A 16444-nucleotide genomic window follows, 5' to 3' on the forward strand; every position below is an offset into this window, starting at 1 on the left:
AGCGACATGATTCTCGACGTGCTCTACACCGCGCCGCTCCCCGCCGGGTTCGTGTCCGGGACGGTGACCCTCAAGCGGGATGCCGTCTATGTGGACCAGGATGGCCGTAAGGCGGTGGCAATCCAGCAGGCCCGCATCAACAGCGACCGCAGCCTGACCGATGTCACGACCGGACAGCGGTTGCGCACCATCGGACAGGGGCCAGGCGACCCCCTGGGTGGCCCGCTGACGTGGGTGGAGAGCCTGCGGCTTACGGGCGTGCCGGACCCCGTGAACAGCACCCACACGATGTCGGCCATCTATACGGCGGCGGGACAGCTCAACCTGCACCAGCCGACCGTGAGCGCCAAGCTGGTGGATGGCCCGAGCAACGCCTTGGACGCGGCGAAAGAGGCCCTGAGCAAAGCTGAGGCGGCTTCGGATCAGGCCGCGCTCGCTGCGGAAGCTGCACTCCAGGCGGCCAACCAACTCGGCAGCGTGAACACCCAGCTCAACGGCGTAGAGGTCAGCGATTCCACCGCCGCACCTCTGGGCGGCACCCTCATCTCCCTGACGCCCGCCCAGGCCAGTAGCGTGGAGGCCACCGTGCGCCCAGCGGACCTGGGCGGCGTGGTCATCACCCTCGGAGGCAGCAATGGTTAATATCCCTGATCTCACTGCGGTGCGCCGCGAAGCCGACGCTGCGGCTGTACGTGATCCGGTCACCGTGGCGAGCGAGGCAGCCCTGACCGGGCGACCAGGCGGCCAGTACCACCTCACCACGACGGACGAACTCGTGGCCTGGAACGGGACGGCCGTGACGGCACGGGGAGCGATGCCCGCAGCAACGGCACAGGTCACGGCCGTCCGCACCGACACCCAGAAGCAGCTCCAGGCGACGCGCAAGACCCTGACGGACATTCCTGCGGCGGCTGTCATCGCCCTGATCGAAGGCCAGCCCTTCATCCGCGACGACAGCGTGGAGGCGGACGGCGGCCTGCGACATAAGGGGTCGGATGGCCGGGGCTGGCGCTTCATCAATCCGCCCCATGTCGCCCCCGAGATGTTCGAGGCCGCCGGCGACGCCCTCCTCGGGGACCGCCCAAACGCCGAGAGTCCCCGCAACCCCCAGCCCACCGACGATTACGCCGCCATCATGCGCGCGGCGGACGCCAGCCGCCGCGACAATCTCCCCCTGCGCCTGGGCCAGTTCTACTGGAGCCAGCAGGCAGTCGTGCTGCCCTACGTGCCCCACATCATCGGCATCGGCAAGGACCTGTGCGGCCTGGTCCATGTCGATGGGCGCGGCCTGGTGGTCGGGCCGGGCACGGATGCGGGGGGCAAAGGCGGGGTGCTGCGCGATTTCGCAGTCATCGGGCAGAGCGTGCATGACCTCGGCACGGCCTCCCTCACGGTCGATGGGCTGTACTACGCGGCCATCAGTGACCTGGTGGTCCGCAACAACACCATCGGATTCGACCTGCGCAACAACTGCTTCGGCAGTGATTACGCCCGGTGCAATGCGCAGTCCGACTTTTTCAAGGTGGGCCTGAATCTCAGGACCGGGTCCCAGAGCGGCAACGACCTGTTTTTCCGGAACTGTTGGCTGGGCGGCCAGAACACCGCCGTGTGCATCTCCCCAGGATCGGGTGGGTTCGGTTTCTACGGCGGCCAGATGTCGGCCGGCGTCGGCCAGAGCGGGCCCAATGACCTGTGGGGCGTGATCACCTGGGGCCGGGACTACGGCACAGGGGCGACAGGCGGCATCGGGCGGGTGGGCCTCTACACCGTGGACATGGAGGGTTACCAGAACGTCTGGGGACTGCGGGGGTACGGGCAGGTGTCGCTGGGCATCTACGAAACGGCGCTCATCCCGTATGGGCCGTACTTCTCGCCGCAGTTCCGGGCCGCGCTCGGTGTACTGAAGATGGACGGCGCGGCGGACTCGCAGATCACGCTGCGCAACCTCTCGGGTCAGGGCAACGCACCGGCACAGGGTTACCCACTGGCCGAGATCAATGGAGCCTTCGACGCCTTCATGATCGATGAGGTGGGCACCTTGCTCACCCTCGGGGACCACACCTACACGAGCATCCTGAATGCAGCGGGGTACCCGACCCGCGACCGCAGCGTGCGGGGCACGTCGCGCGTGGTCGGGGGCATCATGAGCGCGGCGGGACCCCAGGATCACGTCAAGGTCTACGGGGCGCTGAACCAGACGACCAATGTGCGGGTGGACTGCCCAGCGTGCAGGTGGACGTGTTACGACAACCGCTTCGGGGGCATGGCTGAGGGCGTCTTCGATCCTCGGAAGGGCGCGATAACGCTGGGGGGCAATCTGGAGGGGGTGAGCATCGGGCGCAACGGCACCGCCATGACCGTGAGCGTGGCGGCCCCAGCCCCTGACGACCTCTACCTGCGCTTTACCTTCGTGGATCTGGCATAAGGCCACCCCCGCCCCAAAGAGACAAGCCCAAGGCCCCGCATGTGCGGGGCTTTTTCGTGCCCGCACGCCCACCCGGCGACGTGCGGGCCTTTCGCAGCCGGGAGGGAGCGTCACCATGAAGAAAGTTCTGCTGCTGTCCACCCTGTCCCTCGCCCTCGCCGCCTGCGGGACCGCGCCCACGCCTGCGCCCACGCCGCCCGCCGTGGTCACCCCGGAGCCCACGCCCGCCGGGCTGGTCCTGACCACCGAGCCTGCCCAGCTGCAGGCCGCTGGACTGAGCGTCACCCTCACCGACCGGGGCCTGGCCGTGCGCCCGACCGGCGTCGAGGCCGTCTTCCGGGTCTACCTCGATGCCCAGGACCGCTTCGGCGTACCCGGCGAGGCCGCCCAGCGCATCACGGGCACGTACTACGTGGGGACCACCGCCCCACTCACCATCCAGGGCCGGACCCCCTTCGGCTGGGTGGACGTGGCCCGACTGCGGTAAGTCCCTCCCTCCTGCCCACCAGCACCCCGGCCGCTGGTGGGCGCCCTCGTGCCGGACGGGAGGCCCATGACTCAACCGCCCACACCCCCACCTCCCCCCTGGCTGCTCATCGCCGCCGCCATGCTCCTCGGCGTCATCGCCCAGCTGGGGGCCTCCCTCGCCCTGGACATGGCCAAGGACCGAAAGAAGCTCATCGGCTTCCTGCTGCTCAGCATGGTGTTCTCCGGGATGGGGTTCATCCTCCTGGTCCAGCTGTCCGACTGGGATACCTATACCTGTTTCGCCCTGAGCGTGCTGCTGGGCGGCGTCCCCGCGCTGTGGACCCTGCGCGCTGGGGTCAAGGCCATCGGCCAGCGCTACGGCGTCGAAGTTCAGGAAATCACGGCCGCCACGCCCCCTGTTCCCGCCGCACCCCCACCGCCCCCGCCGGGCACTGGAGGAACACCATGATGATCGACGGCCTCTACCTCAAGCTCATGTGGGCCGGCCTCGCCGGACTCTGGGGGCTGGCCTTCGTGGTCCGCTGCCTGCTGGTGTACCTGTCGTGGCCCACCGACCGCGCGTGGCGCATCGCCTTCGCCGTGATCCACGCCATGAGCACGTGCTACTTCGTCTGGCGCATGGAAACCGACGTGCTGCCCAGCACCATTCTGCTCACCGACCTGACGCGCAACATCATCAGTGCCATCCTCGTGATCTACCTCCTGCTGGATGGCGTGCGCGGGATCTACAAGCTGGCCGAGCACCGTGCCGAGCGCGCCGCTGCCGTGAAGGGGACGCTGTGACGGCCTTCTTCCCCCTGCTGGACACGCCCACGACCAAGTACACCGTGCAGGCCGGGTGTGGGTATCTGGACCCCGCCTACCTCGCCGCCACGCGCTCGCAGCACCCGGCCGAGGACTTCAATGCGGTGACTGGCAGTGACACCGACCTGGGCGACCCGGTCCACGCGGCCGACGACGGCACCGTGAGCTACACCGGCTGGGACGGGTACATCGGGGGCATCGTCGAGATCCTGCACAGTGACGGCAGCACGTCCGGGTACTGGCACCTGCGCGACGTGCACGTGGTCGTGGGCCAGCGCGTGAACGGCGGCGACATGATCGGCCAGGTGGGCAAGGGCGCGACCGGCGTGATGAAAGCGCACCTGCACTTCTACGTGAAGAAGCCGGGCGTGAAGCTCTCGCCCTCCTACTGGCCGAGCACCCACGACAAGAATCCGACGAGCTGCGCGGCCTTCATCCGCGCCAACTACTTCGTGCCCACTGAGTGGCTGAAAGCGCGGGGCGCGAAGCGGACGCTGGCCGACCTGCAGGCCCTGCGCGGCACGCCGGGCCGGGTGCTCGTGAACGACATAGAGGTGACTGGCCAGCTGGTCCAGCGCCCCGACAATGGCGTGACCATCGACGCGCGCACGGCCACCGTGCGGGTCTACGCCAACGATCCGCGCCCCACGCCCAGCGTGCCCACGCTGCCGCAGAACTGACGGGTCCTCAGACCTGGGCAAATCTGCCGGACAGATCAGGGCATTCCTCCTACACTGGATCCCATGCCCAAACTCAGAACGCTGGCCGTGCTCGGGCTCGTTGCCGCTCTCCTGATGTCTTGCGCGCACCCCTACCCAGTTACTGAGGGGGGGATGCACCATCTATCCCGATGGCACTGGGGTTTGCGTGGATCCACCCCCACCCTCCCACACCCACACGAACTAAACCCTCTATTGCTCTTCCGGCCCCAGCGAGATGCTGGGGCCGCGCCCTTGGAGTGTCCCCATGTTGAACATGCAGCAGATCACCCAGCAGCTTCAAAGCAACATCGGCAACGTCCTCACCCTGGAAGGCCTCAAGAAGGCGGCCAAGGAAGCCGCCAAGCTGGCCAACCAGCTGCTACCCGGCGCGACCGGCGCGCAGAAGGCGGCGGCAGCCGAGGCGTGGCTGCTGGCAGCGGTCGAAGAGTACGACAACAAGATTCCGGTGCTGGGCCAGTTCATGGATCTGCCCCTGATCGACCGACTGGAAGCTGCGGCCGTCCGGGCGGCCGTGGCCTGGGGCTACAGCGCCCTGGAACTCGACGCCGCCTGAGCCCCACACACGAAGCGCCCCACCCCGGCAACTGGCCAGGGTGGGGCGCATTTCTATTTAGCGCGCATATCTTCAAAAGTTTCTTCCCCTCTTAAATCAATGCGTAAAAGTATCTAGCTCAAGCTATTACTTCAGATTCCTCCTCAATTATTATTTCTGCTAAGGTTCTTATCAGTGGAATTTCTCTCATAAGAGCGTTTTTATCTTTGGCAAAGTTATATCTTTTGGTATTTTCGCTTTTAGAATGAACTATAGAATTTCTAGTTGCATATATTCTTTGAGCACAGTCTTCAAAAAAATCTTGCGGGTTTTTTGTAAAATCCAAGGTAATACCATCACAGAAGGGAACGGGATTGCTTGAGTAATATAAAATTTCTTCTCGAGTCAATAAAGTCTGCAATTGATTTGGAGTAGAAAGATATTGTGATATAACTAAACTTAAAGCTTTTGATTCTCTTTTACTCGTTAACCTACTATCTTGATTAACTTCTATATTTGAAGCTGCTTCGGCAATCAGTTGTCTAATGTGATCCTCTTTTGTAGGAGAAAATCCAGTTTTAGTTATGACTCCCCTAACTCTCTCTACAGTCTCTTTAATACTAGCTTTATTAAAAAAGTGCTCCAAAATATGATATAGTGAGAGATATTTAGATGAGACAAGTGAATTTTCTAGATAGTGCTGATAACTATCCGTGAGCTCCTTATTATACATTCTTTTCGGCGCAGATATAATTTCTGGCTCTCCCTCTCTGTGGAGTTGTATCTTTTCAGTTTCGAAAATTCTATCTACATTTAAAAGTAACTCACATCTTCTTCCAGTCAGATAAGATATTTCATAGGAATATGAATTCGCATATCTAGTAAAAAGACTCTGCTTAACATCTCTATTTGAGGATAACTTTATGGTGACTATACTCGAAGTCATAGAGAAAACTGTTAAAAGATCACCATCTTCCGTGGAGCTCGATTCAGGAATAGCTATGTGTCCCCAGTGTAAAGTATATTTTAATACTTCATCAGGAATTTCTTTAGCGGTTGATAGTAGAAAAAGCATATATTCTCTTGATGGAGGTCCTATCTTATAAGTAATACCTGTTCCAACATGAATAGAGTCGGATATTTGCTTGGCAAAATCCGAATAAAGCGCAACAGGGATTTCTAAATATCTTTTGTTATGCATTTGTAGCCCATTGATGGAATAAATATCTTCTAAAGATTTATAAATTGATTCTAATTCATCGTTTTTAACTACAAGCCGTTTCTTAGAAATATAGTCATCTATTTCGAGTACGGCAGCACTACCTCCTTTTAAAACTCGATTTTTAGAGAACCTTATATAGTCACCAACATATTCAGCCAACTCATCAGGAGTAAATTTATACATTGGATAGACTCCAATTATAAATCTGACAAACTAATAAATTTAGAGAGCCAATTTGCAGACTAGATTTCATATGTGCCTTCTTATAGCACCAAAAAGTCTAATCCCACCAAGAATGTGCCAATCCACCCGATAGGTGGAGACGGGGCTCTCATCCCTAGCTTTTGAGTCCGCCTATAGGCACAGATTTAAGAGTGCATCACGATTAGGGAGAGGCCAGCCGTCCCATTCTCGAGTCAAGATCATGCTCCCCCTTACCTGGGTAGAGACTTAAACTGGACAACCGATGGAGGACGGGCATGTCAGTTTGTCCCGTGCCCGCGCCACCGTGACCTATCCGGCGAACTTTCAGCTCATCGCTTCCATGAATCCGTGCAAATGCGGTTATTTTTCGGACCCGGAGAAGGCCTGCACCTGCACGGTCACCGAGCGGACCCGCTACGCCGCGCGCCTCAGCGGACCGCTGCTCGACCGGATAGATGCCGTAGTGCGCGTGCCCAGACTGACGGTCGAAGAACTGACCCGCGCGCCCGAGCCCGAGGCCTCCGCACCCGTACGCGCCCGCATCGCCGCTGCCCGCGGACGGATGCTCGCCCGGCAGGGTGCCCGCAATGCCGACCTCGCGGGTCAGGCCCTGCGCCAGCACGCGGGGTTGGCGGGTGGCCCGCTTGCCTTCGCGCAGGCCGCCGCCCGTCAGCTGGGCCTCACCGGGCGCGGCTACGACCGCCTGCTGCGCGTGGCCCGCACCGTGGCCGACCTCGCGGGAAGCGACACAGTGCGGAAAACCCACCTCGCCGAGGCAGTGACCTACCGCCCCAGGGACCTGGGGTAGGGAGGAGAACGTCTCCCCTCCCCTTCCCCGGCCTACAACAGGCCCGTGCGCCGCAACAGGGCGTCCGCGTCGGGGTCGCGGCCCATGAAGTCGCGGTAGAGCTGTGCGGGGTCGTCGCTGTTGCCCCGCGAGAGGATGGTGTCCACGTACGAGCGGCCCGTCTCACGGTTGAACAGGCCCTCGTCTGCAAAGCGTGAGAAGGCGTCGGCGTCGAGCACCTCGGCCCACTTGTAGCTATAGTAGCCGGCCCCATACCCGACCGGCGAGCTGAACAGGTGGCCGAAACTGGCGACCTGAGCGTAGTTCTCCGGCAGAGGGAAGGAGATGAAGCGGGCCATCGTCTCGCGGGCCAGCGCGACCGGGTCGGTCTCCGACTGCGGGTCGTACTCGACGTGCAGGGTCAGGTCGGTCAGGCCGAAGGAGTACTGGCGCATCGCCACGTTCCCGGCGCGGTAGTTGCGCGCGTCGACGAGCTTGCGGAACAGGTCCTCGGGCAGCGCTTCGCCGGTCTGGTAGTGGCGGGCGAAGAGGTCGAGGGCCTCACGCTCCATCACCCAGTTCTCCATGATCTGCGAGGGCAGCTCGACGAAGTCCCAGGGCACCTGCGTACCGCTCAGCGAGCGCACCGGTACGCGGCTCATGGCGTGGTGCAGCAGGTGGCCGAATTCGTGGAACACCGTCTCGACCTCGCGCACCGAGAGCAGGGCGGGCGTGTCCTCGCCGGGAGGGGTCATGTTGCCGCACATCAGGCCCAGGTGCGGCTCGGTGCCGTTCTCGCGGGGACCGCCCGTGATGAAGGCGTTCATCCACGCCCCGCCGCGTTTGGTGTCGCGGGGGAACCAGTCGGTGTAGAAGGACGCGACGTGCGTGCCTGCCTCGTCGTGAATGTCGTAGAAGCGCACCTCGGGGTGCCAGCCGGGCGCCTGGGCTTCCGTCACCGTGATGCCGAAGATGCGGCGGGACAGCTCGAACAGGCCCGAGAGCACGTTGTCGAGGGCGAAGTAGGGCCGCAGCGCCTCCTCGTCGAAGTCGTACTTGGCCTGCCGCTGCTTCTCGGCCCAGTAGGGACCGTCCCAGGGTTGCAGTTCGGGGGCGTCTTGACCGGCCTGCACGTGGTAGAAGGCCTCCAGCTCGGCATTCTCGCGCTCGAAGGCAGGGCGGGTCCGGGCTTCGAGATCGCGCTCGAAGCGCAGGGCGTTGTCGCCGCCGCCCGCCATGCGGTCCTCCAGGATATAGTCCGCGAAGTTGCGGAAACCCAGCAGCTCGGCCTGCTCGCGGCGCAGCGCCAGGATCTCGCGTACGAGCGGGCGGTTGTCGCGCCCCGGCTCCTGGCCCACGCGGGTCTGGGCCTCCCACAGCTCGCGCCGCAGCTCGCGGTCGTCGGCGTAGGTCAGGACCGGCGTAAAGACCGGCTGGTGCAGCGTCAGGCGGTAGCCTTCCTGGCCGCGCTCCTCGGCGTCGCGGCGCGTCGCGGCCCGGACCCGCTCGGGCACGCCCGCGAGGCGCTCTCCGGGCACGTACAGCTCGAAGGCCGCCGTCGCGTCCAGTACGTTCTTGCCGAAGTCGTTGGTCACCTCGGCCAGCCGCGTGTTCACCTCGGTCAGGCGGGCCTTCTTGTCGCCCGGCAGGTCGGCGCCGCCCCGGCGGAAGCCGTCGATGGTCAGCTTGAGGTGCCGGGCGCGCACCGGGTCCAGGGCGCGGGCGGCGTCCGTCTCGGCAAAGGCCTTGAGGGCCGCCCACAGGCCCGGGTGCAGGCCCAGTTCGGTGTAGAAGGCGCTCGTCTTGGGAATGATCGCCTTGCGGGCCGCCTGCCACTCGGGCGAGGTCACCACGCCGTCGAGGTGCCCGACGATGGTCCCCACGGTGCCGAGCTGCTCGGTGAGCACGTCGAGGTCGGCCATGAAGTCCGCGAAGTCGCGCTCGCCCGAGGCGGCCAGGCGCTCGACCCGCTCGCGGGCTTCCGAGAGCAGCGTGTCGATGGCCGGTTCGGCGTGCTCGGGCCGGATGCGGTCGAAGGGAATCCGGAAACCGATGTTCAGCAGCGGGTTGGCGCTGTCTACAGGCTGCGTGCCGGGTGCAGGATTGTTCATAGCTGCGGAGTATAGGCCGCCTCCCCTATGAGGGGACTAAGCCGGATGGCGCATGGCCCCGCCCAGCCTTCATGCTCTGCTCTGTCATGGCGACCTTCTCTCCCGCCCCGCCGCCCTCGCCCTCTGTGCCCTCCGTGCCCTCTGTGCCCGGCGACCTGCACCTGCACGCGGTCACGGCCGCCGACCACCCGCGCCTGGCCGACTTCCTGAGCGCGTGCCATCCCGAGCAGTCCGTGACGGCTGCGGACCTCGACCGGCTGGCGGCGGGCCGCCTGCCAGGCGAGGTCTACAGCGGCACGCTGGCGATGCGCGGCGAGACGCCGGTCGGCCTGGCCGAGGTGAGCATCCCGCGCATGGATGGCCACCCCGGCTGGCTGGAGGTCACGGCGCGCGCCGCCGACCCGGCCCTGGGCGCGGCGCTGCTGGATCTCGCCGAGGCGCAGGCTCTCGCCCACACCCCTCACACCCTGGTCACGCGCGTGCGCGAGGACTGGTGGGAGCGGGCGCTGTACGAGGCGCGCGGCTACGCCGAACACGACCGCATGTGGCTCAGCACCCTCGACCTGACCACGCTGGAGGTCGGCCGCTTCACCGCCTACGAGGAGCGGACGCGGGCAGCGGGGGTCACGATTCGGCCCCTGTCGGACTTCGGCCCCTTCGACGAGGCGGCGCAGCGGCGGCTGTACGCCCTGGTGGCCGCCGTCCTGCGCGACGTGCCCAGCGCGACACCGGTCAGCGTATGGCCCTTCGAGACCTGGCAGCGCCGCATGGTGCCGCACCTGCACCACCCGGAGGGCCTGTTCATCGCGTCCGCGCCAGAGGGCGAGTGGGTGGGTCTGAGCGAACTGCATACCCCGTACGGTGGTCGCCCCGGCACCGTGCGCAACGGCCTGACGGGGGTGCTGGGCGCTTGGCGCGGCCACGGCGTCGCCTTCTCGCTGAAGCTGGCGGCGGCCCGCGCGGCGCGGGAACGCGGGTACACGCACGCGCGGACCGGCAACCACAGCGCGAACGCCCCGATGCTGGGCATCAATGCGGCGCTGGGCTTCGTGCGTGAGCCCGCCACCCTGACCCTCGTCCGGAAGCTTTGACGTTAAGCGGCCGGCAGACGCGATACACTGGCGCATGACCAGCCAGTTCCCGGCCGAGACGAGCGCCACCGGCGCCTTCGTGCGGCAGAAATACCAGTTCCAGGGGCGCTTTTCCCGCGACGGCAACACCCCCTTCCCCGCCGAGGCCGGGCGCTACCGGCTGTACGTGTCGCTGGCCTGCCCCTGGGCCCACCGCGCGGTCATCGTGCGCGGGCTGCTGGGGCTGGAGGACACCATCGGCATGGCCGTCGTGGACCCGGTGCGCGACGAGCGCGGCTGGGCGCTGCGCGACGGCCCCGGCCACAGCCGCGACGGCGTGTGCGGCTTCGAATTCCTCTCGGAAGCGTACCTGCGCACCGACCCGGGCTACCAGGGCCGCTACACCGTGCCGTGCATCTGGGACACGGTGACGGAGCAGCTCGTGACGAACAACTACCCCGACATCACCCTCGATTTCGAGACGCAGTTCGTGGACTTCCACAAGCCCGGCGCGCCGGACCTCTACCCCGAGGCGCTGCGCCCCGAGATCGACGCGCTGAACGAGGTGATCTACACCGACGTGAACGACGGCGTCTACAAGGCCGGGTTCGCCGCCAGCCAGGCCCCCTACGAGGAGGCCGTCACCCGGCTTTTCGCGCGTCTGGACGCGCTGGAGGAGCACCTGGCCGACCGGCGCTATCTGGTCGGCGGGCAACTGACCGAGGCCGACATCCGGCTCTTCACGACGCTGGTGCGCTTCGACGCCGTATACGTGGGGCACTTCAAGTGCAACCTGCGGCGGCTGGTGGACTACCCGAACCTGTGGGGCTACGCGCGCGACCTGTACCAGCGGCCCGGCTTCCGCGAGACGGTCAATTTCGACCACATCAAGCGGCACTACTACATGACCCACGAGCGCCTGAACCCGAGTGGGGTCGTGCCGCTCGGGCCACTGACCGACTGGGACGCGCCGCACAGCCGCGCGGAGCTGCCGTGAGCCTCGTCTGGGAAAGCGGCCCGCTGGGCAACCCGATGTGGACGGCGCTGCACGGGCCGCAGCTCGCCTACGGCGAGGGCACACTGCACGCCGCGCGCTACCGGAGCGAGGTCGCGGCCTTCGCCGGGCTGAGGGAGGACACCCCGCAGGCCTGGGCCGACCTGACGGCCCTGACCCCGTCCGGCGAGCTGGCGATCCTGTTCGCCCCCGAGGTCATCGAGGCTCCAGCAGGCTGGACGCGCGGCTTCGTGGGCAACCCGCTGCAGATGGTGCAGGCGCGTCCCCAGACGACCCCGGTCCAGACCGGCGACCTGCACCTGCGCGAACTGACGGCCGCCGACGTGGACGCCATGCTGGAGCTGGCTGCCCTGACCCGCCCTGGCCCCTTCCTGCCGCGCACGCCCGAACTGGGACTGTATCTGGGCGTGTGGGACGAAAGCGGCGACGCCCCCCGCCTCGCCGCGATGGCCGGACAGCGCGCCCAGCCGCCCGGCCACCGCGAGATCAGCGCGGTGTGTACCCACCCCGACTACCGCCGCCGGGGCCTGGCCCGCACCCTGGTCGCCCAGCTCGCGGCCCACAGCCACGCGGCGGGCGAGGTGCCCTTCCTCCACGTCAACCTGGAAAACGAGGGAGCCATCGCCGTCTACCGCGACCTGGGCTTCGAGCCGGTGCGCCAGCTCCGGGCCACGGTGCTCAAGAGGGACTAAGGTCTGTAGGCCAAGGTGGTCCGCCCATCAACCCGCAGGAGGCTTCGCCTCTATCGCACGGAGAAACCAGGGATCATCAAGGGCGGCGACCGGCCACCCTTTTGCCTCCGAAGGCCAGTTCTGAATGATCCTTTCTCACGCTGCCCAGCTCGCCCGACGGGCTGCACCGTGAGACGGCGCGCGAAGTGGCCCGGCAGGCCGCGCACCTCTGGCTACAGCCAGAACTGAGGACCGGGGCACCGCGAGAGATCCGCCCTCAGTCGCCCGCCGCCAGTCGGTCGAGTAACTCTCCCAGCAACGCCCGCTCACCCGGACTCAGCCCATCGGCGTCCGGCAGGTGGGCGCGCAGTTGAACGGCCGCCCCCGCAGGACCGGAAACGGTGATCGGCGCCGCATCGGTCACGAGACTGGCGATCACGCCCTCGCGGGCCAGGATGGACAGTTCGGGAGCGCGCTCGGCTTCGGGCAACGAAAGCAGGGTCAGAATCAACCCCCGGCACCCGGCATGCAGCAGCAGCGCGGCGCGCTCCTCGCTCACGCGCAGCCGCCCCGCGAGCGCGAGTGCCCGGAGCTTGCGGCGCAGATGCTCGCGACCGGCCGCCTCGGCGGGCGACACCCCACGCGGTTGCGGGTCGCCGGCCATCAGCACGTAGATCGCCGGGTGGGCCAGCCCGAAGGCGACCTGCAGGTCCCACCCGTCCCGCAGCCCATCGGCTGGATCGGCCCTGGGCGCGGCACGCTCCTTGTCGCGCAAGTACGCCGTGAACCCGTGCTGCGCGACCGCGTCCAGCAGCCCCCGCTTGTCCCCGAACAGGCGGTAGAGCGTCGGGGCCTGCACCCCGGCGGCGGCAGCCACCGTGCGGGTGGTCAGGGCGTCGCGGCCCTCGCGGTTCAGGAGATCGGCGGCGGCCGACAGGATACGCCGCCGCAGCGCCTCCTGAACGTCGGGGGCGTCCTCTGAGCGCGGGTCCGTCATTCTCCTGACTATAGGTGCATCCGAGTACAGAGACTGGTTGTCCGCTCAATTTTAACACTGATAACCTGAATCTGTTATCATTGATAAAAGTGGTCAAGACGGCTGCTTCGAGGAGACAGACCATGATCATCGTGACCGGTGGAACAGGAAAATTGGGCCGGGCCATCGTCGAGGACCTGTTGCGCCGCGCACCGGCCGACCGGGTGGGGGTCAGCGTGCGCGATCCTGGCCGGGCGCAGGACCTGGAAGCGCGGGGCGTGCGGGTACGCCAGAGCGACTTCGCCGACGCAGTCGCCCTACGCCGGGCTTTCGAGGGAGCGTCGCAGGTGCTACTGGTCTCGTCCGGCAGGCTGGGCGAGGAGGCCGTGCGCCTGCACCGCAATGTGGTCGACGCCGCGCGGGACGCCGGGGCCAGGCGTGTCGTGTACACCAGCCATATGGCGGCCAGCCTGGACTCGCTCTTTCCTCCGATGTGGACCCACGCCGCCACCGAGGCGATGCTGCGCGAATCGGAGCTGGCCTTCACGGCGCTGCGCAACGGCTTTTACGGCGACAGTACCCGTTTCCTGATGGGTGACGCCTTCCGGACCGGCGAGGTGAATGCGCCGCAGGACGGCCCGGTGTCGTGGACCACCCACGCCGACCTCGCCGGAGCCGCCGCCGCCGTCCTGACCGGGGAGCAAGGACGCTTTGAGGGACCCACACCGCCCCTGCTCGCCCCGGAGGCGCTGGATCTCGCACAGCTCGGAGCGCAGCTCGCAGAACTGACCGGGCGGCCCAGCCGGCGAGTCGTGGTGCCGGACGCCGAGTACCGGGCGGGCCTGGTCGCGCGCAGCCTCCCCCCCGAGCGCATCGAAACCATGCTGGGTCTGTTCGCCGCCGCCCGGCGCGGGGAGTTCGCCGCCACGGACCCCATGCTGGGTGAGCTGCTGGGCCGCACCCCCGAAACCATGCGGGGCGTGCTCGCGCGCCAACTCGCGGAGGTCTGAACCCGCACTGCAATCTGCGCCGAGACCCGTCGGCCCGGCAGTGGTGCGCTGCGAGTTTGAGAGTTTGGCAGTGGCGCTCCGGCCCACTCCGGCGGGTAGGCGAGGGGTCTCCTGGCGGCGCGTAACGACGGGAGGGTGGGATGGCCGAATGAAATCAACCGGCTCAACCGGGGGCAATCCGTAGCCTTCAGCTCGGGTCGCTTCGCTCTGAGCACATGACGCCGATCATCGGCCGGTGAGCCAGAGACGGCCGCCTCAGAGCGATCAGGGGCAGCAGAGGAGGCTTGAGGTGTGACCACTGCCCATTGCCGATTTCTCCGCGCTACAGCAGCAAAAGATACCCCTCCCTCGGCCGACAGCCTCTGGGACGTCGGCCGAGGGGAAGCCACATGGGCGGGTCAAGGACGGCGGGAAGCCCGCTGCGCTCCCGGCAACCGTGTGGCCTCTGCATGCTCCAGGTCGCCCGGCCCGCCGCAGGGCGAAGGCCCACCCTACCTACCCGTACCGAGCGTCCCCCGTGTATGGCCCGCTGCTTGTGGTGGTCACCTGCCGGGCACAGCGCGGCCCCCTGCCCTTCGGAGACAGGGAGCTGGGGGCGGGCGACCCTCATCGGAAAAGCGGTTCAGTCCCGCACGTTCTCCAGCAGCATCGCGTCGCCCAGCGAGTAGAAGCGGTAATCCTGCGCCAGCGCCGCCGCGTACGCCGCCCTGATCCGCTCCTCGCCCGCGAACGCCGAGACCAGCAGCAGCAGGGTGCTGCCCGGCAGGTGCAGGTTGGTGATCAGCAGGTCGGGCACGTTGACGGGCGTTCCCGGCGTGATGAAGATCCGCGTGTCGCCCTCCCCCGCCCGCACCGCCTCGCCGTCCCAGGCACTTTCCAGCGTACGCACGGTCGTGGTGCCGACCGCCACCACGCGGCGGCCCTCGGCGCGGGCGCGGCCGATCGCCCCGGCGGTGGCCTCGCTGACCGCGTAGCGCTCGGCGTGCATGACGTGTTCGGCGACCGGCCCCGAAATCGGTTTGAAGGTTCCCGCGCCCACATGCAGGGTCACGCTGGCCCGCTCGATGCCCCGCGCGTCCAGCCGCGCCAGGAGTTCGGGCGTGAAATGAAGCCCGGCGGTCGGCGCGGCCACGCTGCCGGGCGTCTGGGCATAGACGGTCTGGTACCGCTCGCGCCAGTGGGCCTCGTCGTCGCCCGCCTCGATGTAGGGGGGCAGCGGCAGCCGCCCGATCTCGTCGAGATGCGGCTTGAGGTCATGGTCGAAGCGCAGCAGCCGCGCGCCGTCGTCGAGCACACCCACGACCTCGGCGCGGTGTTCGCCCTGCGGCCCCAGCAGCAGCACGTTCCCGGCGCGGCGCGCGGGCTTGAGATAGGCGCTCCACACGTTCGCCTCTTCCTCGCGCAGCAGCAGCACTTCGACCTGCCCGCCGCCGAACCCGCCCGCGTCCACCGGCTTGCGGGCCATCACGCGCGCCGGAATCACGCGGCTCTCGTTGAAGACGAGCAGGTCGCCGGGCCGCAGCAGGTCGGGCAGCTCGCGGAAGACGCGGTGCGTGATCTCGGCCCCCACCACCATCAGGCGCGAGGCGTCGCGCGGCTCGGCCCCCGTCTGGGCGATGCGCTCCGGGGGCAGCTCGAACTTCAGGCGCTCGAGGGCGCCGTCGGCCGCGCCCCCTGCTCCGGGGACCGGGTCAGGCACCGGGGTCATTCCTCGGCCTTCTCCTCGGTCTTGTTGCCGTTGCCGCCCTTCTGGCGCGCGGGCATCAGGCCGCCCTCGATGTCGGGCAGGTGCGTGAACCTGTCGGCGGCGTCGATGAGCTTCTGGGCCGTGTGCTCGCGGAAGGCGATGACCTCGACCCGCTTGCCACGCTCCTGAAGCACCTCGACGATGTCGGTGAAGTCGCCGTCGCCGCTGCCCAGCACCACCACGTCGAGGTGGTCCATCAGGCGGACCATGTCGGCCACGATGCCCATGTCCCAGTTGCCCTCGTAGATGGCCTTGCCGCCGTCGGTGACGTGATGCACGGTGAGGTTCATGCGCCGCACCTTGTAGCCCAGTGCCGAGAGTTTGAAGATGAAGGGCCGCGCCGTCGCCTCGTTCTCCCGCTCGACGGTGTAGCTGATGGCGTGGACGAGCTCGCGGTCCTCGGTGGCGACCTTGAGGACCGTCTCGAAGTTGACCGTGCGCTCGAGCAGGTCGCGCGCCGAGTGGTAGAGGTTCTGGGTATCCACGAACAGGCCCACGCGGGGCCGATGTACGACGTACTGCATTGTGTTTCTCCTGTTGGGGGTCGCCGCAGATGGGCGGGTCGAAATAGGCGGATGGCGAAAGGGTGGACAGGGGCCAAAAAGAAGGGGCCGGAAAACCGCGAAACGGAGCGGGCCGGGCCAATCGCGCGGCGCGGC

The 16444-nt window shown here is 66.4% G+C and carries 17 protein-coding genes; 12 read left to right on the plus strand and 5 right to left on the minus strand.

The window, feature by feature from the left end; translation table 11 throughout:
• Positions 1–6 precede the first annotated feature (6 nt).
• The 7 genes from DGO_RS09630 to DGO_RS09660 all read left to right on the plus strand — a co-directional run bounded on the left by DGO_RS09630 (position 7) and on the right by DGO_RS09660 (position 4993).
• Positions 7–642 carry a hypothetical protein gene (locus DGO_RS09630; RefSeq protein ID WP_014685314.1) on the plus strand — a complete coding sequence of 212 codons (636 nt, stop codon included), beginning with the start codon at positions 7–9 and terminating at the stop codon, positions 640–642.
• Positions 635–2425: a hypothetical protein gene (locus DGO_RS09635; RefSeq protein ID WP_014685315.1), complete on the plus strand. Its 1791-nt coding sequence runs from the start codon at positions 635–637 to the stop codon at positions 2423–2425. The genes DGO_RS09630 and DGO_RS09635 overlap by 8 nt, the downstream gene beginning before the upstream one ends.
• Before the next feature lie 115 nt (positions 2426–2540).
• The gene (locus DGO_RS09640) at positions 2541–2912 is read left to right on the plus strand and encodes a hypothetical protein (protein ID WP_014685316.1); all 372 of its coding nucleotides are present in this window, start codon (positions 2541–2543) and stop codon (positions 2910–2912) included.
• 66 nt (positions 2913–2978) lie between these two features.
• On the plus strand, positions 2979–3362 hold the full coding sequence (locus tag DGO_RS09645) for a hypothetical protein (protein WP_145975291.1): 384 nt from the start codon (positions 2979–2981) through the stop codon (positions 3360–3362).
• Entirely contained in the window at positions 3359–3697 is a 339-nt protein-coding gene (locus DGO_RS23805; RefSeq protein ID WP_014685318.1) for a hypothetical protein, read from the plus strand. The genes DGO_RS09645 and DGO_RS23805 overlap by 4 nt, the downstream gene beginning before the upstream one ends.
• Positions 3694–4398 carry a M23 family metallopeptidase gene (locus tag DGO_RS23810; RefSeq protein WP_050920764.1) on the plus strand — a complete coding sequence of 235 codons (705 nt, stop codon included), beginning with the start codon at positions 3694–3696 and terminating at the stop codon, positions 4396–4398. The genes DGO_RS23805 and DGO_RS23810 overlap by 4 nt, the downstream gene beginning before the upstream one ends.
• Positions 4399–4684: 286 nt before the next feature.
• A complete protein-coding gene (locus tag DGO_RS09660) occupies positions 4685–4993 on the plus strand; it encodes a hypothetical protein (protein WP_014685320.1) in 309 nt (102 codons plus the stop codon).
• 118 nt (positions 4994–5111) lie between these two features.
• Here the strand turns inward: DGO_RS09660 and DGO_RS23240 are convergent, their stop codons facing one another.
• Positions 5112–6377, minus strand: coding sequence for a hypothetical protein (locus DGO_RS23240; protein ID WP_014685321.1), 1266 nt, complete (start codon positions 6375–6377; stop codon positions 5112–5114).
• A gap of 304 nt (positions 6378–6681) precedes the next feature.
• Between DGO_RS23240 and DGO_RS09665 the strand changes: the two genes are divergently transcribed.
• On the plus strand, positions 6682–7206 hold the full coding sequence (locus DGO_RS09665; RefSeq protein WP_264371031.1) for a magnesium chelatase subunit ChlI family protein: 525 nt from the start codon (positions 6682–6684) through the stop codon (positions 7204–7206).
• Between the two features lie 32 nt (positions 7207–7238).
• Here DGO_RS09665 and DGO_RS09670 read toward each other — a convergent pair whose 3' ends face one another.
• Entirely contained in the window at positions 7239–9296 is a 2058-nt protein-coding gene (locus DGO_RS09670) for a M3 family metallopeptidase (RefSeq protein ID WP_043801873.1), read from the minus strand.
• Positions 9297–9382: 86 nt separating this feature from the next.
• Here DGO_RS09670 and DGO_RS09675 point away from each other — a divergent pair, with 86 nt between their 5' ends.
• The 3 genes from DGO_RS09675 to DGO_RS09685 are packed head-to-tail and all read left to right on the plus strand — an operon-like array spanning position 9383 to position 12073.
• The gene (locus tag DGO_RS09675; RefSeq protein WP_226991335.1) at positions 9383–10387 is read left to right on the plus strand and encodes an N-acetyltransferase; all 1005 of its coding nucleotides are present in this window, start codon (positions 9383–9385) and stop codon (positions 10385–10387) included.
• A gap of 34 nt (positions 10388–10421) precedes the next feature.
• The gene (locus DGO_RS09680; protein ID WP_014685325.1) at positions 10422–11363 is read left to right on the plus strand and encodes a glutathione S-transferase family protein; all 942 of its coding nucleotides are present in this window, start codon (positions 10422–10424) and stop codon (positions 11361–11363) included.
• Positions 11360–12073 (plus strand): GNAT family N-acetyltransferase, encoded by a 714-nt coding sequence (locus DGO_RS09685; RefSeq protein WP_050920765.1) that lies wholly within the window; start codon positions 11360–11362, stop codon positions 12071–12073. The genes DGO_RS09680 and DGO_RS09685 overlap by 4 nt, the downstream gene beginning before the upstream one ends.
• 256 nt (positions 12074–12329) lie before the next feature.
• On the opposite strand, the gene DGO_RS09690 is transcribed toward DGO_RS09685, so the two are convergent.
• Positions 12330–13049, minus strand: a complete 720-nt coding sequence (locus DGO_RS09690; protein ID WP_014685327.1) for a TetR/AcrR family transcriptional regulator — start codon at positions 13047–13049, stop codon at positions 12330–12332.
• Positions 13050–13171: 122 nt separating this feature from the next.
• On the opposite strand from DGO_RS09690, the gene DGO_RS09695 reads away from it, so the two are divergent.
• Complete coding sequence (locus tag DGO_RS09695; protein ID WP_014685328.1) at positions 13172–14038, plus strand: NAD(P)H-binding protein; 867 nt, start codon at positions 13172–13174, stop codon at positions 14036–14038.
• 622 nt (positions 14039–14660) lie between these two features.
• Here DGO_RS09695 and queA read toward each other — a convergent pair.
• Together queA and DGO_RS09705 are read right to left on the minus strand one after the other, a co-directional pair.
• Positions 14661–15746 carry a tRNA preQ1(34) S-adenosylmethionine ribosyltransferase-isomerase QueA gene (gene queA / locus DGO_RS09700; protein ID WP_050920766.1) on the minus strand — a complete coding sequence of 362 codons (1086 nt, stop codon included), beginning with the start codon at positions 15744–15746 and terminating at the stop codon, positions 14661–14663.
• Positions 15743–16309 (minus strand): LabA-like NYN domain-containing protein, encoded by a 567-nt coding sequence (locus tag DGO_RS09705; RefSeq protein WP_014685330.1) that lies wholly within the window; start codon positions 16307–16309, stop codon positions 15743–15745. The genes queA and DGO_RS09705 overlap by 4 nt, the downstream gene beginning before the upstream one ends.
• Positions 16310–16444: the final 135 nt, after the last annotated feature.

The sequence above is a fragment of the Deinococcus gobiensis I-0 genome, assembly GCF_000252445.1.
Classification (GTDB): domain Bacteria; phylum Deinococcota; class Deinococci; order Deinococcales; family Deinococcaceae; genus Deinococcus; species Deinococcus gobiensis.